At 68.4% G+C, this 25,459-nt stretch carries 25 protein-coding genes and 1 pseudogene; 10 read left to right on the forward strand and 16 right to left on the reverse strand.

The features are described 5' to 3' along the window. From ACZ6ZQ_RS35315 to ACZ6ZQ_RS35340, 6 genes are all read left to right on the forward strand, one after another. Nucleotides 1–289: Scr1 family TA system antitoxin-like transcriptional regulator (locus ACZ6ZQ_RS35315; protein WP_469772612.1), on the forward strand; the 289-nt coding region annotated here is incomplete at its 5' end. Further along, complete coding sequence (locus ACZ6ZQ_RS35320; protein WP_469772613.1) at nt 286–501, forward strand: DUF397 domain-containing protein; 216 nt, start codon at nt 286–288, stop codon at nt 499–501. The genes ACZ6ZQ_RS35315 and ACZ6ZQ_RS35320, both read left to right, overlap by 4 nt. A gap of 275 nt (nt 502–776) precedes the next feature. Beyond that, nucleotides 777–1,043: a CopG family transcriptional regulator gene (locus ACZ6ZQ_RS35325; protein WP_469772614.1), complete on the forward strand. Its 267-nt coding sequence runs from the start codon at nt 777–779 to the stop codon at nt 1,041–1,043. Beyond that, nucleotides 1,024–1,446, forward strand: a complete 423-nt coding sequence (locus tag ACZ6ZQ_RS35330; RefSeq protein ID WP_469772615.1) for a hypothetical protein — start codon at nt 1,024–1,026, stop codon at nt 1,444–1,446. Before ACZ6ZQ_RS35325 ends, ACZ6ZQ_RS35330 begins: the two co-directional genes overlap by 20 nt. Before the next feature lie 889 nt (nt 1,447–2,335). Then, nucleotides 2,336–2,602 (forward strand): GntR family transcriptional regulator, encoded by a 267-nt coding sequence (locus ACZ6ZQ_RS35335; protein ID WP_469772616.1) that lies wholly within the window; start codon nt 2,336–2,338, stop codon nt 2,600–2,602. Nucleotides 2,603–2,784: 182 nt separating this feature from the next. Next, the gene (locus ACZ6ZQ_RS35340) at nt 2,785–4,098 is read left to right on the forward strand and encodes a hypothetical protein (protein WP_469772617.1); all 1,314 of its coding nucleotides are present in this window, start codon (nt 2,785–2,787) and stop codon (nt 4,096–4,098) included. Between the two features lie 114 nt (nt 4,099–4,212). On the opposite strand, the gene ACZ6ZQ_RS35345 is transcribed toward ACZ6ZQ_RS35340, so the two are convergent. From ACZ6ZQ_RS35345 to ACZ6ZQ_RS35415, 15 genes and pseudogenes are all read right to left on the reverse strand, one after another. Beyond that, nucleotides 4,213–4,503 carry a hypothetical protein gene (locus ACZ6ZQ_RS35345; protein ID WP_469772618.1) on the reverse strand — a complete coding sequence of 97 codons (291 nt, stop codon included), beginning with the start codon at nt 4,501–4,503 and terminating at the stop codon, nt 4,213–4,215. 117 nt (nt 4,504–4,620) lie between these two features. Next, nucleotides 4,621–4,989, reverse strand: a complete 369-nt coding sequence (locus ACZ6ZQ_RS35350; RefSeq protein WP_469772619.1) for a toxin-antitoxin system YwqK family antitoxin — start codon at nt 4,987–4,989, stop codon at nt 4,621–4,623. Then, nucleotides 4,967–5,953, reverse strand: a pseudogene (locus ACZ6ZQ_RS35355) (immunity 49 family protein). The gene ACZ6ZQ_RS35350 and the pseudogene ACZ6ZQ_RS35355 overlap by 23 nt, the downstream one beginning before the upstream one ends. A 102-nt stretch (nt 5,954–6,055) precedes the next feature. Continuing rightward, nucleotides 6,056–6,910, reverse strand: coding sequence for an immunity 49 family protein (locus ACZ6ZQ_RS35360; RefSeq protein ID WP_469772620.1), 855 nt, complete (start codon nt 6,908–6,910; stop codon nt 6,056–6,058). A gap of 17 nt (nt 6,911–6,927) precedes the next feature. Further along, nucleotides 6,928–7,413, reverse strand: a complete 486-nt coding sequence (locus ACZ6ZQ_RS35365) for a hypothetical protein (protein WP_469772621.1) — start codon at nt 7,411–7,413, stop codon at nt 6,928–6,930. Between the two features lie 86 nt (nt 7,414–7,499). Further along, nucleotides 7,500–8,138 carry a hypothetical protein gene (locus ACZ6ZQ_RS35370; protein WP_469772622.1) on the reverse strand — a complete coding sequence of 213 codons (639 nt, stop codon included), beginning with the start codon at nt 8,136–8,138 and terminating at the stop codon, nt 7,500–7,502. 8 nt (nt 8,139–8,146) lie between these two features. After that, nucleotides 8,147–10,699: a hypothetical protein gene (locus tag ACZ6ZQ_RS35375; RefSeq protein WP_469772623.1), complete on the reverse strand. Its 2,553-nt coding sequence runs from the start codon at nt 10,697–10,699 to the stop codon at nt 8,147–8,149. Continuing rightward, the gene (locus ACZ6ZQ_RS35380; protein ID WP_469772624.1) at nt 10,696–11,130 is read right to left on the reverse strand and encodes a DUF6507 family protein; all 435 of its coding nucleotides are present in this window, start codon (nt 11,128–11,130) and stop codon (nt 10,696–10,698) included. Before ACZ6ZQ_RS35380 ends, ACZ6ZQ_RS35375 begins: the two co-directional genes overlap by 4 nt. Before the next feature lie 95 nt (nt 11,131–11,225). After that, nucleotides 11,226–11,537, reverse strand: coding sequence for a pore-forming ESAT-6 family protein (locus tag ACZ6ZQ_RS35385; protein WP_469772625.1), 312 nt, complete (start codon nt 11,535–11,537; stop codon nt 11,226–11,228). Between the two features lie 61 nt (nt 11,538–11,598). Then, complete coding sequence (locus tag ACZ6ZQ_RS35390) at nt 11,599–11,934, reverse strand: hypothetical protein (RefSeq protein ID WP_469772626.1); 336 nt, start codon at nt 11,932–11,934, stop codon at nt 11,599–11,601. 166 nt (nt 11,935–12,100) lie between these two features. After that, on the reverse strand, nt 12,101–13,522 hold the full coding sequence (locus tag ACZ6ZQ_RS35395) for a DUF6177 family protein (RefSeq protein ID WP_469772627.1): 1,422 nt from the start codon (nt 13,520–13,522) through the stop codon (nt 12,101–12,103). 70 nt (nt 13,523–13,592) lie between these two features. Beyond that, nucleotides 13,593–17,567 carry a type VII secretion protein EccCa gene (eccCa, locus tag ACZ6ZQ_RS35400; RefSeq protein WP_469772628.1) on the reverse strand — a complete coding sequence of 1,325 codons (3,975 nt, stop codon included), beginning with the start codon at nt 17,565–17,567 and terminating at the stop codon, nt 13,593–13,595. Between the two features lie 82 nt (nt 17,568–17,649). Beyond that, a complete protein-coding gene (locus ACZ6ZQ_RS35405; RefSeq protein WP_469772629.1) occupies nt 17,650–19,002 on the reverse strand; it encodes a MinD/ParA family ATP-binding protein in 1,353 nt (450 codons plus the stop codon). A gap of 54 nt (nt 19,003–19,056) precedes the next feature. After that, nucleotides 19,057–20,412 (reverse strand): type VII secretion integral membrane protein EccD, encoded by a 1,356-nt coding sequence (gene eccD, locus ACZ6ZQ_RS35410; protein ID WP_469772630.1) that lies wholly within the window; start codon nt 20,410–20,412, stop codon nt 19,057–19,059. 192 nt (nt 20,413–20,604) lie between these two features. Continuing rightward, nucleotides 20,605–20,874, reverse strand: coding sequence for a hypothetical protein (locus ACZ6ZQ_RS35415; protein WP_469772631.1), 270 nt, complete (start codon nt 20,872–20,874; stop codon nt 20,605–20,607). Nucleotides 20,875–21,337: 463 nt separating this feature from the next. On the opposite strand from ACZ6ZQ_RS35415, the gene ACZ6ZQ_RS35420 reads away from it, so the two are divergent. After that, the gene (locus tag ACZ6ZQ_RS35420) at nt 21,338–21,703 is read left to right on the forward strand and encodes a PH domain-containing protein (RefSeq protein WP_469772632.1); all 366 of its coding nucleotides are present in this window, start codon (nt 21,338–21,340) and stop codon (nt 21,701–21,703) included. 366 nt (nt 21,704–22,069) lie between these two features. Here the strand turns inward: ACZ6ZQ_RS35420 and ACZ6ZQ_RS35425 are convergent, their stop codons facing one another. Beyond that, nucleotides 22,070–22,735 (reverse strand): DUF4097 family beta strand repeat-containing protein, encoded by a 666-nt coding sequence (locus ACZ6ZQ_RS35425; RefSeq protein ID WP_469772633.1) that lies wholly within the window; start codon nt 22,733–22,735, stop codon nt 22,070–22,072. 238 nt (nt 22,736–22,973) lie between these two features. Between ACZ6ZQ_RS35425 and ACZ6ZQ_RS35430 the strand changes: the two genes are divergently transcribed. The 3 genes from ACZ6ZQ_RS35430 (at nt 22,974) to ACZ6ZQ_RS35440 (ending at nt 25,426) form a co-directional block, all read left to right on the forward strand. Beyond that, nucleotides 22,974–23,729, forward strand: a complete 756-nt coding sequence (locus ACZ6ZQ_RS35430) for a helix-turn-helix domain-containing protein (protein ID WP_469772634.1) — start codon at nt 22,974–22,976, stop codon at nt 23,727–23,729. Nucleotides 23,730–23,881: 152 nt separating this feature from the next. Further along, complete coding sequence (locus tag ACZ6ZQ_RS35435) at nt 23,882–24,526, forward strand: helix-turn-helix domain-containing protein (RefSeq protein ID WP_469772635.1); 645 nt, start codon at nt 23,882–23,884, stop codon at nt 24,524–24,526. Nucleotides 24,527–24,685: 159 nt separating this feature from the next. Beyond that, complete coding sequence (locus ACZ6ZQ_RS35440) at nt 24,686–25,426, forward strand: PP2C family protein-serine/threonine phosphatase (protein ID WP_469772636.1); 741 nt, start codon at nt 24,686–24,688, stop codon at nt 25,424–25,426. The last annotated feature ends 33 nt before the right edge of the window (nt 25,427–25,459 follow it).

Below are 25,459 nucleotides of genomic sequence, written 5' to 3' on the forward strand. Positions count from 1 at the left end.
CGCAAGCCTCGCTGCGGCGATCAGGACGAACCGGCGCCTGTTGGTGCAGCTCCTTCCCTTCGAGGCTGGAGCCGCCGCCTTCCTGAACGGCACAACCATCAATATGGCCTTCGACGACGCACCCCAGGTCATCTACACCGAGAGCGCCTTCACGGGGCAACTGATCGAGGATCCAGCCCTGGTTGCTCAGTACGCCAGGGCCTACGATCTGGTCAGGGCTGCTTCATTGCCGCCGGAAACATCCCTCAACTTGATCGAATCGGCGGCGAGGGACTACGCGAGCCAATGACCCCCGCACCTGATCTGATCACCGCTACGTGGCGTAAATCGTCGTACAGCAACGGCGATGGCGGCGCCTGTGTGGAAGTGGCTGACAACCTCCCCGGTGTCGCACCTGTCCGGGACAGCAAGATCCCCAGCGGAGACGTGCTTCTGTTTCCCCACGCCGGTTGGTCGACGTTCGTGGACGCGGTAAAGACCGGGTCGATCAGCGGAACGTGACGCCGGGACTCGTACCCATTGCCTTCCCTCTCGCTCACGTGGGGTCGGGCATTCACCTCACCCAGCACGCATTGTTGCGGCACGCCAGCCGGCCGTCCAGAGCGCACAGCGCTGCCGCAAGACGCGGTGCGTTGTGCGCGTACACGTGGCCCCGACGGGCGGCGAGGGTGAAGCGAGCCTTCGACCTTCGCCCCGTCGGCTGTGCGCGCTGCGAGCCTCCGGCTGCTCCCGTGATGACTGGTAAAGCACACAGTACGCAGAGCATGGTCTCTTGTATGGCCACTAAAGAGGTGACGGTGACGATCCCGGAAGATCTCCTCGAGGAGATCCGTGCGGAAGCAGCCGAACGGGGCATGTCGGCGTACGTTGCCGAAGCTCTGCGCTTCAAGCGTGACCGCGACCGGCTCAGGGAGCTCGTCGACTGGCTGGAGGAGGAACACGGCCCGGTCACTGAAAGCGAGCGGGCGACGGCACTCGGCGAACTGGACGATCTCGACGCAGAACACGAACGCCGCCGGCCGCATGAACAAGCGAAGCCGTGAGCAGGGGCCGCCGCTCCGGATCTTCGTGCTCGACTCCGAGGCGCCGTCCCAGGCCATGCGCGGGGAATGCATGATGATCGCCCGGCTCGAACTCGCCGCCCGCGGTGAAGCCGAGGTGGTGACATCCCCCATGACGCTTGTCGAGGCACACGACGGCAGGACGACTGAGCAACGCTGGGACTGGGTCCTCTCTCGCATCGATGTAGCCGACGTCGGAAAGGACGAAGCCCGACAGGCCCGTCGACTCCTGGCCGATACGGGGCTCCATGGCCACAAGTACGCGATTGACGCCGTGCTTGCCGTCGTCGCGCGACGTCAGAAGGGTCAGGTCACCGTCTTCACGTCAGATGTGGACGACCTGGAAAAGCTGGTCCCGGACAGGATTGTCGTCAGGAAAGTCTGACCCCAGGCCTCAGCACCGACCGGCGACTCCGCCACGCGCTCAGCACGCCCGCAACCAGTCGTGGCCGCGGGCGTCAAGCCGGCGCAAAGCGCTCACTGGCCATCCGCCAGAAGGTCGAGCGCATCAGGCAACTCGGGGAAGTACGGGACACAGTCGGTGCAGGCATAGACGTTGAAGCCGGGCCCTGAACCGGCATGCACTTCAGACACGACGACAGGAGCGGTGGTGATCCGCTCGCAACGCACGCACATACGCACCGCGTCGCGGACCGCGGCCCGGAGCTCTGCGGCCGCACACGCCTGACAGACCCACCGATGCCCGGCACCGATCGAGACCGCGACCAGAGGCCCGGCCTCGGACCCGCAGCCGTCACAGTTGGGCAACTCGGAATCCGGACACATGGCCGCGCCTGTCACGCCGCTCCCCGCGCGCCCACGAGATGCATGTCGGTGTCAACGCCGAAGTCCGCGGCGAGAACGAGCGCAAGCCTCCGTTGACGTCGTTCCTCCGCCAGGACGTATGGGCGGACCATGACCGTGGTGCGCCCGTCCAGGAGCTCGTCGAGCCCGTACGGCGAACGAGCGGAGGGCAGCCGCCGTGGGCCCGGTTGCCAGCGCCGGCTCGAAGCCGGGACGGATCGGAACGAGTCCCGGCAGGTTGCACCGGGACGGTGTGCGCCGTTCGCCCCCTCTGCGAACAGTGCCCTCACCCACAGGACAAGGGCACGGATAGGGTCACGCATGTCGACGCTCCTTCGAAGCGTTGGCCGTGCCCCGGGAGGTCTGGCCACCTCGCCGGGGTCTCTCAGCTCGACAAGCTACATGTCTATGCCTGTCTATAGCTAGGGCTGTCTATGTTTGCCTGGATGTCGATACGTACAGTCCTCAGCGTGATCGAGTTTGACCCCACCCGACCCAAGTGGGCGCAGATCGCCGACGACATCCGTGAGCGGATCGCGAGCGGCGAGTACCCTCCGCGACGCCTGATTTCCGAAGTGCAGTTGGAGCAGGAGTACGGGGTTGCCCGAATGACCGTCCGCAAGGCCACGGCGGCCCTTCGAGAAGAGGGGTTGATCACGACAACCCCGGGCATGGGATCGTTCGTTGCCGACCCTGCTCCCGCCGGGGCGTCCGATGACGGCACTCCGGGCGACTGACCACGAGATTCGCTGAACTACTGACTTCTGCGACCTCTCCGGTAGAGAGTCCCGGCGAACGCGGCCCCGTGTAATGCCGGTGAGCTGCACGAGGAGAGGATGGCCGACGGTTCGTCCATGCCGAAGCGGCTCCTCTCACACCCTTGCGCGGAGTGTCAGTGCCGGGTCCCAGAATGACGGGCATGATCCAGACGCTTCCGTTGGCCCTGCCGGGCACGCTCGTGGACCACCACCGCATCGACTTGACCGCGCTCTACTCCAAGGGCTGGGCTGTCCAGGCCTACGATGTCGCGGCCGCACCGGGCGGCGAGATCTACGCGATGTACGGAGTGCGCCGGACGTACGGCATGGCCCTCACCGAAGAGGGGCAGGGCGCAGCCGGCTTCGAGTACGGGATCATCAGCCGGTACTCCGCGGAGGGCGAGCTACTGGCGAGCGCCTACTGGGACTCGGCCCACAGCGACAAGACCGTCTCGGCGGTGGTCAACGGCAGCGAGATGACCCTGTGCGTCCTGCCGGACGGCCTCCTCGCCGTCAGCACTCACCGGGACAACACGACCTTGATATCAGCCGACTTGAGCCGGGTGGTGGCCGCCTACGACTCAAAAGACCGGCGTCCGTTCAAGAAGTTCACACCGGGCAATCCGTTCGCCTCCTCCCTGAGCGTCACACCATCGGGACGCCTGCTGTGCACCGTGGCCGAGTACGGCGTGTGGACGTACGGCAGTGCCATCACCAACATCGTCGGCGTGACCGACGGGCCTCTGTCAGCCGTCTCCAAGCCGCAGATCACGGCACTCGTCTCGCTCGATCCCGAACCAGCCCGCCAAAGCGACGTCGACCTGCGCGCCCACGTCATGTACCAGGGAGCCCTGGTCGGCCTGACGAATCGCCCCCGACCTGCGCTGGCCGAGCTGCTGGCCGGCGAGGACCGCCTCTCGGGCTGGCGCGACTCACGCCTCGGGCGGCCCGTACCACTGGCCGACGACCTGTTCGTCGTCCCCGTCTTCGCCAAGACCTTCCGCAGCGGCAGCCGAGGCCAGCCGTTCGTCTTCACCCTCATCAACGACCAGGGAGAGATGACCGGACGCCTCCACGGCATGCAGGCGTCGCGCGACTCCCCCTTCACCGGCTTCTGCTTCAACCTGGCCGCCGACCCGCACCGGGGCCACGCCTTCCACCTCAACCGCTACGGCCTGTACGCCTGGAACAGGGCGGGAGTGCTCTGCGCCAGACTGGACACCGCAACCAAGACGTTCAAGCCGCTGACCCACTTCACCTTGACCGCCTGCTCCCCCGCCGGCGACCTGCTGCTCGTCCACAACAAGCAGCACCTGGTCCTGCGCCTCCCAGCCCCCGACGACCTCGCCGGACTCGCGGCCTCCATGGAGGAAGCGTTGCGCACGTACGCCCGGCAACGCGCCGTCCTGAAGAAGCAGTGGGCACCCGTCAACTGGCACTGGACCCAGGCGTCTGCGCCTGTACACCGCTTCTGACCACAACGCACCGTGATCCTTACAAAGAGGTGATGGTGTCGGACGATTTGCCGCCTCGGGAACCTCCGCGGGTCGGAGCGGCGCAAGGCTCGCGCCGGTCAGCTCGGCAATCCGTTACTGCTCGGGGGGAATCGGCTGCTCTTCCCCGTCTCCGAACAGGTAGCGGAACATCTCCTGGAGGTATGCGTACAGTTCCGCATCACCGCCGAATTCGACATCGGTGAGCTTCTCGTAGTCCGCCCGAACGAGCGACCGATCCTGCAAGATCGCCGCAAGCCCAGCACGAACGCTCTCGACATACTCCGGCTTGAACGCGTGCAGTGTCGGACGCAAGTACCCACTGGTGTCGTACGCCTGCTCGTAGCTCAAGTAGACCTTGATGAACCCTTCGAGTGCCCTGTCCATACGCCAGCCTAAGAAGTCTCGTAGGGGGTTTCTGGGGAGGGCGGGCCAACACCGGACATGTCGGGTTCCAATAGCTCACTTGGCAGCATCACATCTCCTCGGACTTCTGGACCAGCATCACTGGGGTTCTTCATTGCGCTCCCACGCGCGCGATTGACGCCCGTCCTCGTCCCACTCATAGAGGGCAAGTGGAGTTCTACCGTCCTCGCTATTGACTTTCCTCATGGCGAGGACGCCATTCTCATGCCAGATCCTGGACTCACCCGATGCGAATCCCATCCGAATCGCCCCCTCGGCCCGACGAGCGCCACTCATGTGCCATGCGCGGAATGGCCCGTCACGGTATCCGTCCTTGTACGTCTCGAGACTCACGCGGCGACCGGAGAGATGCTCTTCCACCTCACGGGTGAACAGCTCCCCCCGGTAGAGCAGCCGCTGGTCGTAGTCGAGATCTACATCGGGATCATCGATGTCGATACGGCGCATTGCCATCCTCATGGGTCGGGACTCTCGCGATGTGCCACGTGTCGAACTCGCCGATCCAGCTACGGCGCAGGTGCATGGGGATGTAGCCCGATTCGACTCCGATCGGGAAGCCCGCGTCGTGGGTGAAGCACGCAACGGCCAGAGGAGCCAGCGCAATGTGCCCGGCAGGGTCCGCGGCCCGCTTCTCGTCGAGGGTCCAGTAGGCCTTGTGGAGTGTCAGAGTCTGACGCAGGGCTTCGTTGAAGCCGTCTCGGTCGTTCGTGACAAATCGGTAGAACAGCTGGATCGGCGGGGCGAGAACGGTCTGCAGCAGGCCGCTCGGCGTCTGCACGGCGACATCCGGGTGCGACGTCTCGATGGTCCGGGTCAGCTTCTCCGCGAGGTCCGGCCCCTGGAGCCAGTACGTCTGGACCGTGTTCACCCAGTGCCCGACGAACTCGTCGTATCCGCCGGAAGCGATGCGCTCGAGCGGGACCTGACACAGCTCGGTCATCCGCTTCTAGTCCCGGCACACCACTGCGAGCCAGAACGTGGTCAACCAGGTACCGAGATCGGCGAAGTCGGCCGGGCCCGCGGCCGGGAGGGTACGCATCTCACGGTTGATCCGGCACTCCACGGCGCCCTCGTCCGCGGACACGGCGGCGAACATGGCCGATCCCAGCTGGAGCGTGTTGACCACCGCTTCCCAGGTCTCCAGCTTGGCCGCGCGCGGGTCGACGGTGCAGCGGGCACCGAGATGCAGAAGAGCGCTGCTGAAGATCTGCCCGATCGGGTCCGGGTATTCCTCCAGTTCGTCGATGTCTTCGACAAGGTCGCCGCCGAGGTACTCAGCCCATTCCTCTTCCGTGGCTCCGGGCGAGAAATGCCGTCCGACGATGACGGTCACGGAAAGGTTCCCTTGCTGATGTCGAACCGCCGATCTCTGCTGTGCGGCGATGCACTCGCCGGGACCCGGCGCTGGCATCAAGTCCCGGAACTGCCCAGCCACCAGCACTGCTGGAGGCTTACGTCATCGGACACGCCAGGGTCCACACCGCGCTTGGGCGGTGCGGACCTTCGTGACGTGCTACGCGTCGAACTCGCCTTCCCAGGCAAATTCAAGCAGTGCCTCGGGGAGGTAGTCGGACTGGACCTCGACGGGGATGCCGTTGGCCTTGGCCAGGCAGGCGATCGCCAGCGGGGCGAGGGCCACGATGCCGTGGACGTTTTCGACGCGGTCCTCGTCGGCGGTCCAGTACTCCTTGTGCCAGCGGATGGCGTCGGCCAGGGCGTCGTTGAAGCCGGCGGCGTCTTTGCGCAGGTAGCGGTAGAGCATCATGATCGGCGGGTACTTGAGCTTGGTCATCTCTTCCGCATCGATGACGCGGGCGTGCTCGGCCGCGCTCAGGTCCACGGCGCGCACCAGGTGCGTGCGCAGGTCGTCACGGCGGAGCCAGAAGCTCTGGAGAGTCTCCACCCAGGCGTAGGTGTACTCGTCCAGGGCGCCGCCGAAGTCGCGCAGCAGGGACACCGGGATCCGCGCCAGCATGTCGAGACGGGGTGCTTCACGGCAGATGACCGCGAGGTAGAAGGCGTCGAGCCAGGTGTCCGCGTTGAGGTAGGTCTGCGGCCCGGTCGTGGCGAGCTGACGCTCCTCCTGGCGGATCTTGCAGGTGACCGTTTCCCGGTCGGGAGCGACGGCGGCGAAGACGGCCGAATGCACCTGCATGGCCAGCAGCCATGACTCCCAGGTCTCCAGCATGCCGGCAGTGGGGTCTCCGACGCACCGGACGAGGGCGACGTTCAGCGACTCCATGACCACGTCCGACCTGGAGTTGTGTGAGGTCTCGATCCTCTCCAGCGAATAGGACAGAGATTCCTCCATGACGGGAACCACCGACGCCAGTTCGTCCTTCTGATAGTCCTGGCGCGGCACGATCACGGGCACTGTCTCCTTTGTCAGATCTTGAAGAATTCGAGGACGGCCCCAGCGTACTTACCGCCGCCGTCCGTGGCTTTCACCATGGCGTACTCCAGGTTGCCGCTGTCCAGAGCCGTCTTGAGCTCCTTGGCAAGGTCCGCGTTCGTCCATATCTTGCCCGCGGCATCGGTCACCTTCAGTTTCGGCCGGAGCAGCATCTCGGCGATGATTGTCCGCAGGTACGGCTCGGTGCCCTGCTTCACCATGAAGCCCTTGGCCGGACCGAGGCCCTTGCGCCAGAGGAGGCCGGAAGACGGCGCCTTCGCCTCGATGATCATCAGCTTGCCGTCCGGACGGCGGTACAGCTGGTCGAACATGTTAGCGCCGTTGGGCGTCTTCGGCAGCGGCTGCTCCACAGAGCCGGGAAACCTCTCCGGGACCACGTGCAGCCGCGCCGCGACCTCGCCCAGGCGTTCCGAGAACGAGGTGTTGTTGGAGGTGTTTTCGCCCCACCGCGGGGTCATGCGCGTGTCGAAACGCTCCTGTGCTTTCGCCAGCTGGTCCAGCGTCTCGGCGGTAGGCGAGGCCTTGTGCGCGCGAAACGGGGAGGTTAGAGCTTGTCGGTGAGGTTCGGTCCTCGACCGTTCTCATCTGCATCCGGCGTGCTGATCGAGAATCCGACCGCGCTGCCGAAGTAGGTGGGTTCCCCGGTTTCAGCTTCCAGTCCGAGCGCTGTGTTGAGTTCGGTCAGGGCGTCGGCAAGGCGTGGCGCGTTCCTGCGCTGGACCTCGGGATGCGGCTCCCCAGAGAAATCGAACCAGTTCCAGACGTCATGGTGTACGGATACGGTGGCCATTGGCCCGTATGAGGTCGTAACGGCAAGATCCACAAGGCGGTGCTCTTTTCGAGGTCGCCCCTCGGAGTCGTACCAGACTCCCGGACCCATGACATTGAAACCCCGGAATTTTGCGTCGGGGAATGCAGCCGGGCGGCTTCCGGATAGCGTGTCAATGTTGCTTGGATCCAGCAGATCCCGAATGAAGATCGTGGTCATTACTCCTGTGAAGCCTTTTCCTGGGATGAGCCATTTGCATTCCAGGCTGGCTGGTGTAAGCAACTCGAAGCGGCCGAGAATCTCAGCCATCTCCGCCGAGACATTCAATGCGGACTCAAGACCGGACGGCCTGATTTCGTCCAGGTCCCAAAACCATGACCCGCACTCTTTCGGTGCGCGCAAAAGCGTAGACATGGAGCTCCCTATGGGTAAATGGGGCCATCGGCCGGAATCTTGATCGCGCTGTCCTCGAAGCGCAGCATCACGGTTACGCCGTCCTCCAGTGCGGCCTCCTCGATCGCGCGGAATGCCCCAGGTCGCATGATCGATATCGGTTGATGCACATCCAGGATGGCGACACCCTGATTCATGTGGCTGTACTGCAGCTGATCGATGGCGTCAAGAGCATTCTTGATCAGCTTGTTCTTGCTCGTGACGTTCTTCAGTTGGTAAGCGTAGTCGATCTCGCCGGCAGCGTTCCGCGTGTACACATCGAGGTCCCATGGATCCGTGGACTCTCCGAACTCGAATCCGATGCGGGAGAATCCTCGGTTCTGGAGTTCCGTGGCATGTTCCAGCGCCATGCGGGCGGCAGGAACCATGCTGCTCGGGTCGCTGCGGCTTGGCCCACTCTTGCACATTTCGAGGATCTTGCTGTAATTCTCCGTATCGCGAAGGTGCCCTCGGTTGATGAGTTCGGCAACAACGGCCCCGTTGGGGTCCTTGCGGAGGCTGCGGAGGACCGCTTCCTGGTCGCGCAGTTCCATTTTCGCGTGCTTGAGCTCGGCGAGGAGAGCAGCCTCCTGCTCCTCCTTCAACGGCCCCGTGGGCTGATGAGCTGCCTCGTCAAGTGGCCTGGCGTATCTACTAGGATCGATCTCCGACAGACCGCTGGGTGGGTTCGCGGGCCCGCTCGTTCCGAGTCCATCGCCAGGCAGGCCATTGCCCATGTCTCCTTGGCCATCCCGCCCGCCGCCACCGGTGCTCGGGTCGTCCGTGTGGCCCGCGCCGCCCGCGGGCGTGGTGTCGTCCCCACGGCCCGCGCCGCCCGCAGTGTTATCCAGGTTGTTCGTAGGCAGGTTGTCGCCCGCGCGGCCGATCGGCATGTTGTCGCCGGCACCCCCACCCGGCAGGTGGTTCGCACCGCCGCCCGGCGTGCGGTCGAACGTGCCGGCATCCGGGGCGTTGTCGCCCACGCGCCCCACATCGCCCAGGTCGTTGCCGAAGCTGTCGCCGAGGCGGACGGCGTCGTCGCCCCGCCCGCCGACGCCGGCCAGGACCGGCTGTTCCTGGCGGAGCGGGGTCTCGATCCGCGGGTTGTCCGCGCCCGCCGTCGGGTTCGGGGCGCCCTCCTTCGGGGCGTTGTCAGCGTGCTGGAGGAGGGTTCCGTCCTTTCCGTAGAGGCCGCCCTCGCCTATGTACGCCACCGGGCCACCGAAGGGGTTCTTGACCGTGTTCGGCGGCAGGACGGTCGTGCCCTCAGGCAGCTTGATGTTGCCGTCCGGGAGCTTGATCGCGCCCTCCGGGATCGCGGCGCCCTTGGGCAGCTGAATCGTTCCGTCAGGCATCCTGAGCGAGCCCTCCGGCATGCTGAACGCGCCATCGGAGATCTGCGGGATCTCGACCTTGCCCATGCCCTTGAGACCGGCCATCACATCGCCGATCTTCGACACGCCCGCGCCGGCGCCCTTGAAGACGTACGTCATCGGGTCCACGAACCGCCCGGCCTTGCCGGCCAGGGACAGCGCCTTCGCCGCCGCGCCCGCCTTGCCCGCGCCCGACGCCGCGCCGCCCGCGCCGCCGGTGAAGACCGTGGTCAGGACGTTGAAGGTGACCGCGCCGGCGGCGCGGCCGGGCTTGGAGCCCCACTGGTCCCAGGCCAGCAGGGCCTTGCCGGTCTCCTTCATCGCCGTACGGGAGTCCCGCAGCCAGCCGGGGAGCTTGTCGTCCGGCATGGCCAAGTACAGGGAGCCCACACCCGGGGTGATGGTGATCGCGATACCGGTCAGGAGCTTACCCAGACCAGTCCAGGCCTGCCCGGCCGCGTCCCAGCCGTCGACGCCGACCAGGGTGCCCAGGCCCTTGATCGTGCCCCACACGCCGTCGACGAAGAAGCCCTCCAGGAAGTCACCGGCGTGTTCCCACACCTGCCACGCAGGCGTCGACTCCTCGACCGCGTCACCCCAGGGCAGGCTCTTGGCCTGCTTCAGCATCTCGGCGTCGTAGCCGTACATGCCCTCCTTGCCGGAGCCGTCATCGACCTTGAGCGGGTCCCCGCCGACCAGGGCGACGATCTTTGCGTGACAGGCCCGTTCGGCTTCTTGGAACGCGGACCAGACCTCGGCGATCTCGTTGCGGCGATCAAGGTTCTCCTCGATCAGATCGCCGTCCTCGCGCCACTTGTCCTCTTTGGAGACCTTGTCGCGGAAGTCGGCGGCGTCCTGCCGGAGCTGGTCCAGCTTTGCCTTCAGCGGGCGGACGTCACTGGCGTACGTGCGTAGTGCGCCCGCGATGACGCCCAGGTCGGAACTCAGCGTCGCAGCCTTGTCCTTGACCGGCTGGGTGGTGGCGAACAGCTGCTCCGCCTCCGGCGCCTTGTAGAAGGCGCTCAGGCCGCCGAACGTGGTGTGGACGTCACCGGCGGCAGTCGTGATCTTGCCGCCGGCGCCGGACAGTGCCTTGATCTTCTGGTCGAGGACTTCCAGGTTTCCGGTGAAGACCGGGACCTCACCCGGGTTGACCGGTGCGTCGCTCACTTCTTCTTCCCCCCGAGGTCCTTCAGCAGGTCAAGCCGGACCGCACGCGCCGCGTCCTGCGCCTCCTTGGCCTGGTCCAGGTCGCCCTGGACGTACTCGTTGGTGGCCGTGGCCGCGCCCAGTACGGCGGCCTGGATGCGCTTGGCCATCGCCTCCAGATCCGGCTTGCGCCCGTTCGCCCATTCGGCGAGCGCCGCGGCGACCGGTCCCAGCGTGTTCTGCCGCAACGGCGGCCGCCCCGGCGCCACCGGGCCGTGCAAAGGCGCCCCGCTGTAGGCCTGCGAACCCGGCACCGCCGTACCGGCCGCCTGAGCAGCCCCGGACACATCCGACATAAGGGCCGTCAGTACCTTCTCCAGATCCCCGGCATGCGTGCCGACGACCTTCAACTGGCCCTGCACACCCTGGGGCTGAATGTCCCACGCCGTCATGAACGCTCCCCCTGCGCAATCACACTGCTACCGCCGCTCCGACATCCGCGGCGCCCCCAGAGGAACGTTTCCTCCGGGGTGCGCCAAAAGACGGTTCAGCCGATGTTGTCGACCGCGGCCTTCGCCCGCGCGAGCGTCTGCTGCGCCGTCGCGTCGTTCTTCTCCAGGGTCGTCTTCAGCAGGTTGATGATGTTCCGCACCTCTTGCGAAGTGCTGTACCAGCGCAGTTCCTTGCCGTGGTACTCGTCGGCCACGCCGTCCGCCGTGAAGTCCTTCATCGCGTTCTTCACGTGCGTGTCGCGCGCCGTGATCACCTGCTCCAGCTGCGCGATCACCACCTGGATGTTGCCCTGCGCCTCGGTCGACGCACCCGTGTCGTACGAACGACGGTCACTACCCGTAGCCATTGGCTGTCACTCCCCGTGAGATCCGAACCCGAACACTTCCGCCGCACAAAGCCGGTGCTGGTCAGCCGCGGCCGGAGAACCGCGCCGCGTCGAAATTCGCCGCCGACATCTGCGTCTTCGCGTTCTCACCCTGCTCCTGGTCGCCCGAGGCGAACGCGGCGTCCATCCCCGACTGGCCACCGAGAATCGCCGACAGCGAGCCGTTCAGGGCCGCGGTGATCTCGTCCGCGCGCATCTTGAACGAGTCGAACATCACCTTGCCCTGCCCGTTGAACTTGCCCTCCAACGGCTGTGCGGCCTGGATCAGCTGACGGATCAGCAACCCCAGGTCCGTGCTCGAACCCTGCGACTGCGACTGCAGGGTCGACAGAACCTGCGCCCCCATGTCGAACTTCATCGGACTCCCCCCGCGGACCGGACGATCATGTGCAAGTCATCCCTATCAACTCAGGCGTCACAAGTGCAATCAGCAATCGCGCCACTGTGACCAACTCCCGACAATGTCGCATCACATGTGGTCACCAGCACGCAGATCACGGGCACTTGGCGTGGCGGCCCAGGCCTCACTCGCCCTTCAGATGCCGCACCAACCGCTCGAAGTCCCGCCACGCCGACAGGTCCCACTCCTTGCCGAGCAGCGGGTAGTACAGCGCGGGACGTGTCCTCGGACCGAGCTGTACGGGCGCCTCCTCCAGCGGCGTACGCCGGGCGCGGTCGCCGGGCAGCGCGCGGACCTCCTCTGCGCCGAGCACGAAAGCCACCGGCACACCGGGCCCCTCGAACCGCGGTGGCACCGCCAGGTCGCGGCGGGCTTTGCGGAGCTGTATGAGCATCGACTGGAGGCAGTGGCGGGTGGCGAGCGCCTCCGCGGCCCTGGGCACGGCGTCCAGCGGTGGCTCCTCGCCGGGCCCGTACCCGAACGCCAGCGTGACTTCCTCCTCCACTCCCCCTTTCGTACGGCGGACGAGGACCGTGGCGAGTCCCGGCCGATCCGGGCTGCCGATGACCACGAACCAGGTCGGCTCGGGCGCCCTCTCGAAGGCGACATCGGTCAACTGGCGTGGAGACCACGGCAGGTTGGCCGGCTCCGAGGTGCCCCAGCCGGCCGGAGGCTCGCCGGTGAGCTCACGCCACACCGACTCCAGCGCGCCACCGAGTACGAGACGCTCGTCCGCGGGGTGGACCATGCGGAAGGTGAGGGCCAGCTGGCGCTCGCCGGTGTCCGCGACTCCCTCCTGGTAGGAGGCGGCCACCGGGGTCTTCGGGTCGTCGGCGGTCGCGCCGGGCCCCTCGACGATGGTGAACATCCCGTCCTGCCAGCGCAGTACGGCTCCGGACAGACCGTCGTAGTAGCCCTCCCGCTCATCTTGCACGACCCAGCGGGACGGCCAGCCGCTCAGGCTGTGGCGTACGGCCGGGGAGAGCGTGGTGCCCGCCGGGGTGACGACCTGGAGGCCCAGCCCGGCGTTGGCGGCGACGCGGAGCGCGTCGGAGAGCCAGGCCGTCATGGCGACGACCGGCCGGTCCTGGATGACGACGGCGACCTTGTCGGTCAGGACGTCGACGGCGGGCTGCGCGGCGGCGGGCGTGGGCGCGGCGCTCACGCCTTCGCTCTTCACCACGGCCAGGTCGCGCGCGGCTTCCGGCGGCCAGACGGAGCCGCCGACCAAGGAGGCCAGCCGCGCCGCGAAAGTGCCCGCGAGCCGCTCGGCCTCCTCGACACCGGTGGTGGCGCGGGCCTCCGTCCACCAGAACGGAACCGGGGGCGCCGTGGCCCCGAGCAGCCGCTCGGCCTCGCCCGCGACCTGCACGAGCATCGGCGCCTCGACGGAGACGAGGGGCCGGCCCTCCTCGTCGCAGAGCTGCACGACGGCGCCTTCGCCCGTCGCGTTCACCAGCTTGTCGGGGCCCCCGGACAGCAGGCCCGCGAGCACGCTCAACGGGTCGGGCATGCGCTGGGTGAGGGCGATGACGTCCTTGGTCATGTGGTCGTCGGTCCTTCGTCGTTCGGGTGGCGTGCCGTACGCACACGGCGCGGGATGGTCGCCGGTTGCGTCACTCGGCGGAGTACACGGTCTGGATCAGTCGGTTCGGCTGCCCCCTGCGGATGAGCACACCGCGGCCCGCCGGCTGCTGGGAGGCGTACACACCGGGGAACAGCTGGCCCTCGCTGCGGTCGCCCGCCATGAGGACAGCGGAGGCTCCCGACTCGCGCAGACCCTGCACCAGCGGCTCGTACATACCGCGCGACGCGCCCGCGACGCGGCGCGTCAGGACGAAGTGGAGTCCGATGTCGACCGCGGACGGGATGTACGGCAGGAACGGGGACAGCGGCGACTGGCCGGCGGTGGTCAGCACGTCGTAGTCGTCGACGAGGACCACGATCCGGGGACCACTGCCCCAGCTGCCGGGCTCCAGGTCCTCGAGGCGCGCGCTGTCGTCGGGCAGCCGCTTCTCCAGTTCGGTGGCGATACCCGCGGCGAGGCCCGCGCACATCTTGGCGTTGTACGCGTAGCCGCCGTTGAACTCCTCGGGGACCGCGCCGCGCAGACTTCGTCGCGGGTCCATGATGGCGAAGACCAGCTCGTCCTCGCCGTAGCGCTCGATGAGACCGCCCGCGATCGTCTTCAGCAGGTTCGTTTTGCCGCACTCGCTGTCGCCCATGACGAGCAGGTGCTGGTCGTGCTGGAACAGGTCGAGCAGGACCGGCGCGAGTGCCGTCTGGTCCAGGCCGATGGGCACGCGCTTGGGTTCGGCGACCGGGCCCGGCAGGAGGTGGGGCTCCAGGACGTGCGGCAGGACCCGTACCGGCTGCGCGACCTCCCCGCTCCAGGTGGCGCGGACCGTACGGACCGTGCGCTCCAGGACCGCGCCCAGCTCCGAGGTGTCGGCGAGCCCGTCCGTACGGGGCAGCGCGGCCTGCGCGAAGAGCTTGCCGTCGGTGAGGACACGGCCGGGTTCGTCGGGCGACAGGGTCTCTGCCAGCTTGCGGTCGACACTGGACTCGCTGGGGTCGTTGAGGCGCAGCTCGACGCGCGTGCCGAAGTTCGACTGAGTGGCGATGCGGACGTCGTTCCAGCGGAGCATGCCCGCGACGACGTGGATGCCGTAACCGCCGCCGCGCTTGAGGATGTCGACGACGGCGTCGTCCAGCTCGTCGAAGTCGTCGCGCAGCGCGCCGAAGCCGTCGATGACGAGCACGATCTCGGCGGAGGCCAGCTGGGGCAACCGGCCCGCCGCGTGCAGGGTACGCAGCTGCTCGACGGAGTCGATGCCGTGCTCGCGGAAGAGGTCCTCGCGGGCCGTGAGCATGTTCCGCACCTCCTCGACGGTCCGGGCCACGCGCTCGCGGTCGGCGCGGCCCGCGATGCCGCCGACGTGCGGCAGGCCCGACAGGGCCTGGAGACCGCCGCCGACCAGATCGAGGCCGTAGACGCCGGCCTCCTGTGGGGTGTGGGTCAGCGCGAGCGAGAGGACGAGCGTGCGCAGGAGTGTCGTCTTGCCGGACTGCGGGCCGCCGATGACGGCGGCGTGGCCGCCCGCCACCGTGAGGTCCAGGTACCACTGGCCCTGCCACTGCTTGGTCGGGTCGTCGAGCAAACCGAGCGGCACCTGGAGCGGGCCGCGACGCTTGGCCAGCTGCATGCCTCGCGGGCCGACGTCCAAGGCGCCGGCGACCTTGTCCAAGGGGATCGCGTCGGGAAGCGGGGGCAGCCAGATACGACGCACCGGACCGGCGGCATTCTCCATCTGTCCGACCATGACGCCCATCTCGGTCGGCCCGGTCTCGCGGCGCCGCATCGCCGGTTCCTGCGTGCCCGGACTGTCGGGCTCGGCCAGGGTGTTGAAGGCCTGGTACTCAAGTGCGAGGGGTCCGCTGTCCTCGTCCTCGGGACGCTGCACGGGACCGCGGTAGGCACCCGAGACATAGCTCGCCTTGAAACGTTCGTAATGGCTGGTGTCGACCTTGAGGTAGCCGAAACCGGGCAGCGGCGGCAGGTGGAAGGCGTCCGTGGTGTCCAGGACGGTACGGGACTCGTCGGCAGAGAAGGTGCGTAGCCCGAGCCGGTACGACAGATAGGTGTCCAGACCCTTGAGCTTGCCACCCTCGATGCGCTGGCTGGACAGCAGCAGGTGCACACCGATGGAGCGGCCGATGCGGCCGATGGACAGGAACAGATCGATGAAGTCGGGTTTGGCGGTGAGGAGTTCACCGAACTCGTCGATGACGATGAAGAGGTGCGGCAGCGGGGCCAGGTCGGGCCGTTTCTCGGCACGCAGCGCGGCGTAGTCACCGATGTCGGCGACGTTGCCCGCGTCCTTGAGGACCTGCTGGCGCCGCTTGACCTCGCCGGCGAGCGAGGCGTGGACGCGCTCGACGAGACCTGCCTGGTTCTCCAGGTTGGTGATGACACCGGCGACGTGCGGCAGGTTCGCGAACGGCGCGAACGTCGCACCGCCCTTGTAGTCGACGAGGACCAGGGCGAGGTCCTCCGGGGGGTGCGTGGCGACCAGGGCGAGGACAAGGGTGCGCAAGAGTTCGGACTTTCCGGAGCCGGTGGCGCCGACGCACAGACCGTGCGGGCCCATACCGAGTTCGGAGGACTCCTTCAGGTCCAGGAGCACCGGCTCGCGGGAGTCGCTGATACCGATGGGCACGCGGAGGAAGGCGCGTTCGCCGCGTGGCGCCCACAGGTGCGACAGGTCGAGCCGGGCCACGTCGTCGATGCCGAGCAGATCGGCGAAGTCGACGGGCCCGGACAGGGGTGCGTCGACGAGCGACTCGGCGGACAGGCGCAGCGGCGCCAGCATCCGGGCCAGGCCCTCGGCGAACGGGATGCTGACCTCGTCCACGGTGCCGTGGGCGCTGATCGGCTCCTGCTCGCGCAGGTCCTCGATGATCACCTGGTCGCCGTCGACGGTGATCCGGACGCCGACGTGCCCCGGCTCCTGGACCCGCTGTTCCAGCAGGTGGAGGACGGAGACGCCCATCTCGCGCAGGCCGACCGCGTCGTCGGGGCGCGGGATGTCGACGGCGTCCTCGCCGTGTCCGTCGGTGACGACGAGCAGCCGGGACGTCATGGACAAGGCGTCCTTGCCGGCCAGGCCGCGGCGCACCTCGGCGGCATAGGAGGCGCGGCGGCGCAGTTCGGGACCGATCTGCCGGGCGAGCCGGTGCGCGTCGGGTGCGATACGCCGGGCGGCGACGGGGCCGTCGAACTGCTCGGTGTCGAGCAGATGCGGCATCCACTTGGCCCACTCCCAGTCCGCGAGCCGGTCACCGGGCACGGCGAGGGCCATCGCCACGTCGTCGGGTGCATGCATGGTTGCGGCCTGGACGAGCAGGGCGCGCGCGACGCGCAGACAGTCCTCGCGCGGGCCGATGACGCTGATGTTGCCGACGCGGTCGAGCGGGACGGTGAGCGGGAGTTCGGTGCCGGTGCGGAAGCGGGCCGTCAGCGCCGACGCCTCGTTGAGCATGAACCGGTCGGGCGGGGTGAGGACCGACGAGCCCTGCTGGGCGATCTTCAGATCGCGTACGGGCATCTCGCCGGTGCCGACGCGCACGCGCAGGAAGTCGGCGTCGGTGCGGCGCCGCTCCCACAGGCGGGCCGGGTCGCGCACGATGTCGTACAGGGCGTGCGGCGGCGGGTTGAGGACGTCGGCACGCTCGCGCCGCTCGCGCTCCTCGCCCGAGAGCTCCTCGCGCAGGTCTTCCAGGTAGGCGAGGTAGGCCTCGCGCTGGGTGCGGCGGGTGCGCTGTGCCTTGCCGCGCTGGGAGAAGACGAGTGCGATGGAGCCGATGATGGTGACGACGAGGATGATCGCGCCGAGTGCGGCGAACTGACTGTTGCGTACGACCGTCATCATCACGACGGACGACATGACGCCGGCGACGGGCAGCAGCGACATCGCGATGTTGCCCGACTTCCCCTCGGGGAGGTTGGGCGGGGCCTCGATGGTGCGCGCCTCGGAGGCGGCCGGGGGCCGGGTGGTCCTGGCCGGGCGGTGGATCAGTCGGGTACTCATCGTCGTCCGTCATTCACGGTTGGGCTCGGCACGGTCGGGCTCGGCACGGTCGGGCTCGGTACGGTCGGGCCAGGCATCTGGATCAGCGGCGCTTCTGGGAGAGCTGGAAGACGTCCGCGGCGAGACGGGTGACTGCTGCCCTGGTCGAGCGGGCGAGCAGTTCGGTACGTATCGTGCCGCCGGCCGCCAAGTGCCGGTCGTACGGCAGGATCTGGACGTTCACCCCGGTGGACCTGAGTTTCTGGGCGGCCGCGTCGAGGTCGAGTCCCGAGTGGGGCACCTGCTCGGTGAGCACGACGACCGTGCCGGCGACGAGGTGTGGGGGCAGCCCCTGCATCCACTGGAGCACCGAGTACGTGCTGGTGAGACCTTCCAGCGTGGCGGGGGCGGTAAGGACGCGGGCCTGGGCGGCGGAGAGCGCGACCCGGGCGACCTCGGCCGGCAGTGTCTCGCAGTCGACGACCGTCACACCGAAGTAGCGGCGCAGCGCGACCATGGCCCGCTCGTACGCCCTGGTGTCCAGCATCGCACCGATCTGGCCCTGACTGCCGGGCAGCAGCCAGGCGTTGTCGGGGAGCTGGACGAGGTAGCCGGTGACGTCGAGCAGCGACATCTGCGGCTCGACGATGTCCGCGACATCGCCGGTGGTCCAGCGCAGCATCTCGGCACCGAGCCGCAACGGCAGCGAACCGAGCGCCGGATCCGCCTCGACGAAGAGAACGGGGTCCTGCCGGTAGTGCGCGTACGTGGTGCCGAGCAGCGCGGCCACGGTCGATTTGCCGGCGCCCCCGCGGATGGAGGTGACGGCGATCTGCCGGCCGGTCGTCACGGGCTGCTGGAGCACCTCGGCGGTGCGGGTGGCCTCGGCGACCTCGCGCGCGGCCGACGAGGAAACGGTCCTGCGCAGGGCGCGGACTGCGCGCGAGGCGAAGGGCTCGCCGCGCCGCGGCTTACGTCCCACACCGCCGAGACTGCCATCGACCACGGGCCGGGAGTCGGGGGTGTGCGCGTGGGGGTCCCTCCCACGCCCGCCAGGGCGTAGGGGGAGGGTACCCGGGCCAGGGGCGTACGCGGCCGGGGTTGGGGCGGGGGCGGGGGCCGCCTGGGCCTGCGGTGGGACGTGGCCATGGGGTACCGCCTGGCGCTCCTGCGCCGGGTGCGGATACCCGGGCGTCAGGGGCGCGCCGGGCGCGGGGACACCGGGGCCCTGCGCCGGCTGCCGGCCGTCGGACGCCGAGGATGCGGGCATCGGGCCGGGCCTCTGAGCAGGGGCGCCGGCAGCCGGTGCGAGAGAGCCGTGTGCCGTTGGGGCACCAGGCGCGGGGACACCGGGGCCCTGCGCCGGCTGCTGAGCCCCGGAGGCCTGCGCACCCTGCTGGGCGCCGCCCCTCAGGTCGCGCAGCACATCGCCCTGCCAGTTGTCTCGGTTCGGCATGTCTGCCCTTCTTCTTCCGCCCTGCTGCCCCGCCCGGAGCGCCTGCGCGTTGACTCAGAACTTGTTGAGCAGCTGTCCGTACACGCCGAACACACCGACGGCGAGCGGGAAGAGCCCCACCATGCCGATGGATTCGACGAGGTCGGCCGTGCGCCGCAACCGGACCTGCACATGCTCGGGCGGCTGCACCGCCAGAACGAGCAGCGGCAGTACTGCGGCCGCGCACAGCACGGCGAGCGGTCCGGCGCCCCCGGCATGCTCCATCCACAGCATCACAAGGCGTACGACGAGGAACGCAGCGGCAGCGAAGAGCGCCACCACCTCGGCGACGAGCGGGAAGGCTCGCGCTCTCGACAGGAGCACCACGGCGACGAGTGACGGAAGCGCCACGGTCCAGACGGTCGGCTTCTCGGCCAGGGTGAGCAGCCAGCCGGCGGAGGCCGCCGAGACCGCGGTGACCATCGTCGCGAGGGCGAGGCCGCGGTGCGTGGCCGCGAGCGCGTTGTCCACCTGGTGACGGCTGACGGAGACGCCGCCCGATCGGCGGTCGTCGAGTGCGGTGAGCCCGGACGCCATCAGGGCGAGCCGCGGCAGCATTCCGAGCAGCACCACGGAGAAGACGGCCATGACGGCGCCGAGCCGGGCTGGATCACCCTGGACGGCGGCGACGGCCTCCCACACGACGACGATCGCGGCCGTGGCCACGGCGCCGACGAGCCCGCCGCGGCCTAGCGGCGAGAAGTAGCCGAGCAGCACCAGCGTCAGGATCAGCGCGCCCACGACGGCGCCGAGCCGCACGGCCCCCGACCAGTCGTACGCGTCGGCGGCGGTCCACGCGGTGAGGATGCCCAGCCCGCCGGAGGTGAGCAGGAGCGCGGTCGCCAGGCCCCGGTTGCCCTGCCCGATCCTGGCGACGACCGCACCGGCCGCCAGGAGGACGAGTGTGACGGCCGCAAGGGCACCGGTCAGGGCTTCGAGGGCGAGCTCACGACGGGCGAGCAACGCGGCGGTCACCGCGAAGGCAACGGTCGCCACGCCCGCACTGGCCCGCCGTGCGGCGGGACGCCAGCGCCAGGCCTGCAGATCGAGGTCGTCGGCCACCTGGTCGGTGACGTCGTGCACCACGGGGGCGGGCGGCGCAGAGTGGGTCCTGACGAGCCGGAGCACGGCGCCGTCGGCTATCTCGGCTGACGCCAGCGTGCTGTCGTGCGGCAGCGCGGATCCGTCGGACGTGATCAACTGCCGTGTCATCGGGCGCGATGCGGCCCGGTCGTCCAGCAACTTCAGGATGTCCGGGAGAAGTTGCCCGATCGGAGTGTCGGAGGGCAGGACGATGTCGGCCCGGCGTCGCTCGCCGACCAGGGTCACCCTGCTCAGTTGCGCCCGGGAAGTCGTTGCTGTGCTCACCACTTACGGGAACCTATCATCGCGACGTTGTGAACTTTCGGGCCAATTGGACATGCCCGCGCTCTCGGCTTTCGCCCATTCCCCTTCCAGGAAACTGTTCCTGTCTCGGCGAACTCTTTGTGCATTTCCCGCGGTTACTGCGGACTCTCCAGGATCGGCGGACGTCCACGGTTTCGCCGACGTTGGCGACTCCGCCTACTTCGGTGGCTGCTCGTACTGTTGCGCCTGGCGTTGCTGCTGCTTCTCCTGCTCGGCCTTCTGCTTCGCCAGCGTGTGCTGAAGGAACGACCACCCGACGCACCCCGCACACAGAACGGCCGCGATGGCGATCCCGGCGAACACCTTCCCGAGCCGCTCGTCCGCCGTGCGTCGTGCCCGCTGCGCGCCGAAAAGCAGCGCGTCCCTCATCCTGCGTCGGCGTACCGCCACCGACTCCAGCAACTGACTGTCGTAATCCCGTGCCATAAGTCGCCCGTTGCCTCAGTCGTCCGTCGTTTCCGTCGTCCGTCCGCGGACGCCGCCGACGGCCCGTGGCTGCTCTGGCTGCTCTGGCTGCTCTGGCTGCTCTGGCTGCGACATGCGAGTTCCCCCCTGCCTCGTCTCTGCAACATAAGGCATGGGTGAGCAGGCGGGACACCCCGGGGCCGACAGGGGTGCCAGGGGCACAGCCGTGCCTGAGCTTCGCGGTGCTCGGCCAGCTCTGGTGGACCTCGAAGTTCAACCACGGCCCGAAACAGCCGCCATGACAACGCGGGCCGCCTCCCGCAACTCGTCCCACCCGAGGGCGGCGTACACCGACACCCGTCGGCGTACGCCGCCCCGTTCCCGGCGATGCGCGCATTCCGCAGAGAAGGCGGCTACCGGCCGGTACCGTGCGAAGATCCTGCAACATCGAAAAATCGTGCAACTTCGCTAAGTGGGGGGCCACATGGCACTGTTCGGAAACGCGCACACCGTCGATCCGGTCAAGGCTCAGCAGGACTACTCGCGGCTGCTGGGGCAGGGCGAGCAGGTGAACGCCGCGTACCAGTTGATACGCGACACCATCCTCTTCACCGACCGTCGGCTGATCCTCGTCGACAAGCAGGGGATCACCGGCAAGAAGGTGGAGTACCACTCCATTCCGTACAAGAGCATCACGCACTTCGCGGTGGAGACCGCCGGCACCTTCGACCTCGACGCGGAGCTCAAGATCTGGATCTCGGGCAACCCCGCCCCGGTCGAGAAGACCTTCACCAAGGGCGTCGACATCTACGAGGTGCAGGCGATCCTGACGCAGTTCGTGGCGCGGTAGGTCCCGTCGTGCGCCCCTGAAGTCGTCTACGGATTCGCCGCGTTCACGATCCACTCGTCCCAGGTGGCGACGGTCTTCGCCGGGGGTGCCGTGATCGCCGGGACCGCGCCGAAGTCCGAGTACTCCTCGATGAGCACTTCCTGTCCCTTGGTGCCCTTGCCCGCATGGAGTTATTTCTGGAGGACGCAAGGCACGAGCTCAGCACGCACGAAAGGGCCCGCGCCTCTCGGCGCAGGCCCTTTCCGTCCGTGCGGACGCGACGGCGGAGCCGGTCAACGGGTCCTGGCCGGAGTCCGAAGGCTTCCCGCCGCGACCGAGAGGGTCTCGATCGCGGGGGGCCCGCCGGGCAGTCCTGGTTCTGCTCCTTCAGAGGCTGCGGGCGGTGATGTCGCCGTAGGAGGTGGTGGCGCGGATGTCGAGTCCGGCGGTGCCATCGTTCTTGAGGGCGTTGCTGACGCGGCCGTAGTCGGTGCCGGCATCCAGGGTGGCCGAGACGCCGGCCGCGGCGCCGACCGAAATGTCGCCGGACTGGGTGCGGAGCACGACCGTGCCGCGCACGGCCTCGGTGATCCGGATGTCGCCCCTTGCGGTGCTGATCTCCGCGGGGCCGCCCAGCCGGCCGACCTCGACGTCGCCGTCGGTCGCGGTGAGGCGGACGCTCGCGGCCTCGTCGATCTTGATCTGGCGGTACGCGCCCTCGAAGTCGACGTCGCCGAGGCGTCCGACGCCGCGGAGCTCGGCGCTGGCGGCCTTGGCCTCGATGCGGGAGCCGGCGGGCAGCTGGACGGTGACCTCCAGGGATCCGGAGGGGCCGAAGAGCTGGTTGTCGGAGGTCGAGGCCGTGATCCGCAGGACGCCGTCGGCGTAGGCGACGGTGGTCTGCTCAGCGGTCTTGGTGTCGCGGCTCTTGGAGGGGTTGGCGGGCAGGACCTCGACGGTGGTGTCGGCGCGGTCCGCGGCGATGAACTGGATGCGCCCGGCGGGGATGTCCAGGACGGCGGAGATCGGGGCGGGGGTGTCGAACTTCTGCATCGTGCTCTCCCGTGTTCGTTCATGGTTTCTGACACCAGAAACGCTACGTTGCTTTCCAATACCTAGCAACAGATTCGTTGCATAGAACTCACATTCATGCAGCTAGACGCCTAGAAACTGTTGCAACGGACTTGAGAGTAACGCAACGCCAACCGCGACGATCATTGCAATGGATGGGAAGTGAACGCTATAGTGGGGAGATCAGGGACCGCCACGAAGGACCACCAAGGAGATCGCGATGCCGGGAGGCAGGCTCACCCAGCAGGAACGCCAGCAGATCGCGCTGGGGCTGGCCGACAGCCTCCCCTACGCCGAGATCGCCCGACGCCTCGAACGTCCGACCTCGACGATCACTCGTGAGGTGATGCGCAACGGCGGCCCCACCGCCTACCGCGCCGACCTGGCCCACCGCGCCACCGAACGCCGCGCCCACCGGCGCAGGCCCGTGTCCTCCCGAGGGTCGGAGCCAGTCCCTCAGCCACACGGACGCGACGCCGAGGCCGTGGCCGAGTACGAGGAGACGCTCACCACCGTGCTCATGGCCACGGGTCTGTCCAAGATGCCGGCCCGGGTGCTGACCTGCCTGTTCACCACCGACGCGGGCAGCCTCACCGCGTCCCAACTCGCCCAGCGCCTCCAGGTCAGCCCGGCGTCCATCTCCAAGGCGATCGCCTTCCTGGAGAGCCAGAGCCTCGTCCGCCGAGAACGCGACGAACGCCGCCGCGACCGCTACATCGTCGACGACGAACTCTTCTACCAGGCGACGATCGCCAGCGCCCGATCCAACGACCAACTCGTCGAAACCGCACGCCAAGGCGTCACCATCCTCGGCCCCCACACCCCCGCCGCCGCCCGCCTGGAGAACATCGCCCGCTTCCTCGACTTCATCAGCGAAAGCATCACCCGCGCCGCCGAACAGGCCCGCGAAGTCCTGCACACCAAATCCGAAACAACCTCGAACGACACCGCCCAACCAAGTCCGGACCACCGATAGACAGCCGGACAGAGGGCCGTCTCGATCGTCACAGCCACGAGACGAAGCCGACCGGACCGCTCGGCAGGCTCGCCGATGCCGGCCGGGACGGCTTGACAAGCTTTCTTGCCGCACTGGCAAATGGTGGGATGGCGGCCGACGACACTCCAGGCATGAACACCCAGGGCACTCCTGAGCGGGACGCTCCAGGGATCCCCGTGGCGGACGCTCCGGGCCCGGACATTCCCAGCGTGCTGACCGGCGTGGGCCCCCGGCTGCGGGCGCTGCGGCGCGAGCGCGGAGCCACCCTGGCCCAGCTGAGCGAGACCACCGGGATCTCGCTCAGCACCCTCTCGCGCCTGGAGTCCGGGCAGCGCAAACCGACGCTGGAGCTGTTGCTGCCGCTGGCCAGGGCGCATGGTGTGCAACTGGACGAACTGGTGGGCGCGCCGCCCACCGGAGACCCGCGCATCCACCCCCGCCCCTTCACCCGGCACGGACAGACCTTCGTGCCGCTGACCCGGTACCTGGGCGGTCTGCACGCGTACAAGCTGATCCTCCCCGTGGCCAGAACACCGGGAGCGCGCCCCGAGCAGCAGACGCACGAGGGCTACGAGTGGCTCTACGTCCTGTCCGGCCGGCTGCGGCTGGCCCTGGGCGAGCACGACCTCGTCCTCACCGCCGGGGAGGCCGCCGAATTCGACACGCACACCCCCCACGGCTTCGCCAACGCCGGGGAGCAGCCGGTCGAGTTCCTCAGCCTGTTCGGCGCACAGGGCGAGCGGATGCACGTACGGGCCCGGCCCACCGGCGGGTGAGCCACTCCCAGCCGCACCCGCACACCTCGCGTGAGCCACCCCCGGCCGCACCCGCACACCTCGCGCCCCGGCGCTCTCGTAACGCCGCGATGGTGGAGGCGAGAGCGGTGAGGGACAGTGGTGAGGGAAGCTCCGTCCGCTGCGGAGAGGCGGTACCCGTTGCCGTACATAGCTGTGACTGCCTTGAGCGATGTCGGGCTGATTCGTGATCACAACGAGGACAGCCTCGTCGTCGGACCGTGGACGCTGTGCGGCACCGTGACCGAGAACCCGCAGACGCTGCTGTTTCCCCTCGGCACACCGCTCGTCGTCGCTGTCGCCGACGGGCTCGGCGGGCAGCCGGCCGGTGAGGTGGCAAGTGCCCTGGTCGTCCGCCAGCTCGCCTCGCTCGGCCCGTCGCTCGACGGCGAGGAAGCGGTGCGCGACGCACTGAGCATGTGCAACCACATGGTGTACTCGGCCGCTGACGGCGATCCGGAGCTGGTCACCATGGGGACCACGGTCGCGGGGACCGTGGTCCTGGCGGACTCGCTGCTGGCGTTCAACGTCGGCGACAGCAAGGTCTATGACGCGGCTCCGGACGGGCTGCACCAGGTGAGCGTGGACGACAGCCCGCCGCCGTCGCCGGGGCGGCGGACCACGTCGGCCGTCACCCAGACGCTGGGCGGCGGGCCCGCGTACACCTCCATCACGGCCCATGTGGCGGCCACAAAGCTCTCCGCGGGCGATCGCTACCTGGTGTGCACCGACGGGCTGACCGATCCGGTGCCGGACGAGGTGGTCCACAGCGTGCTGCGGGTGCACGACGACGGCAGGGCCGCCTACGAGCTGTGGAAGGCCGCCATCGAGGCCGGCGGCCCCGACAACATCACGCTCGCACTGGTACGCATCGGCGAGTAGGGCCCGCTCCGTACGACGGCTCGACGCCCCGGG

Source organism: Streptomyces sp. NPDC053673, assembly GCF_055585225.1.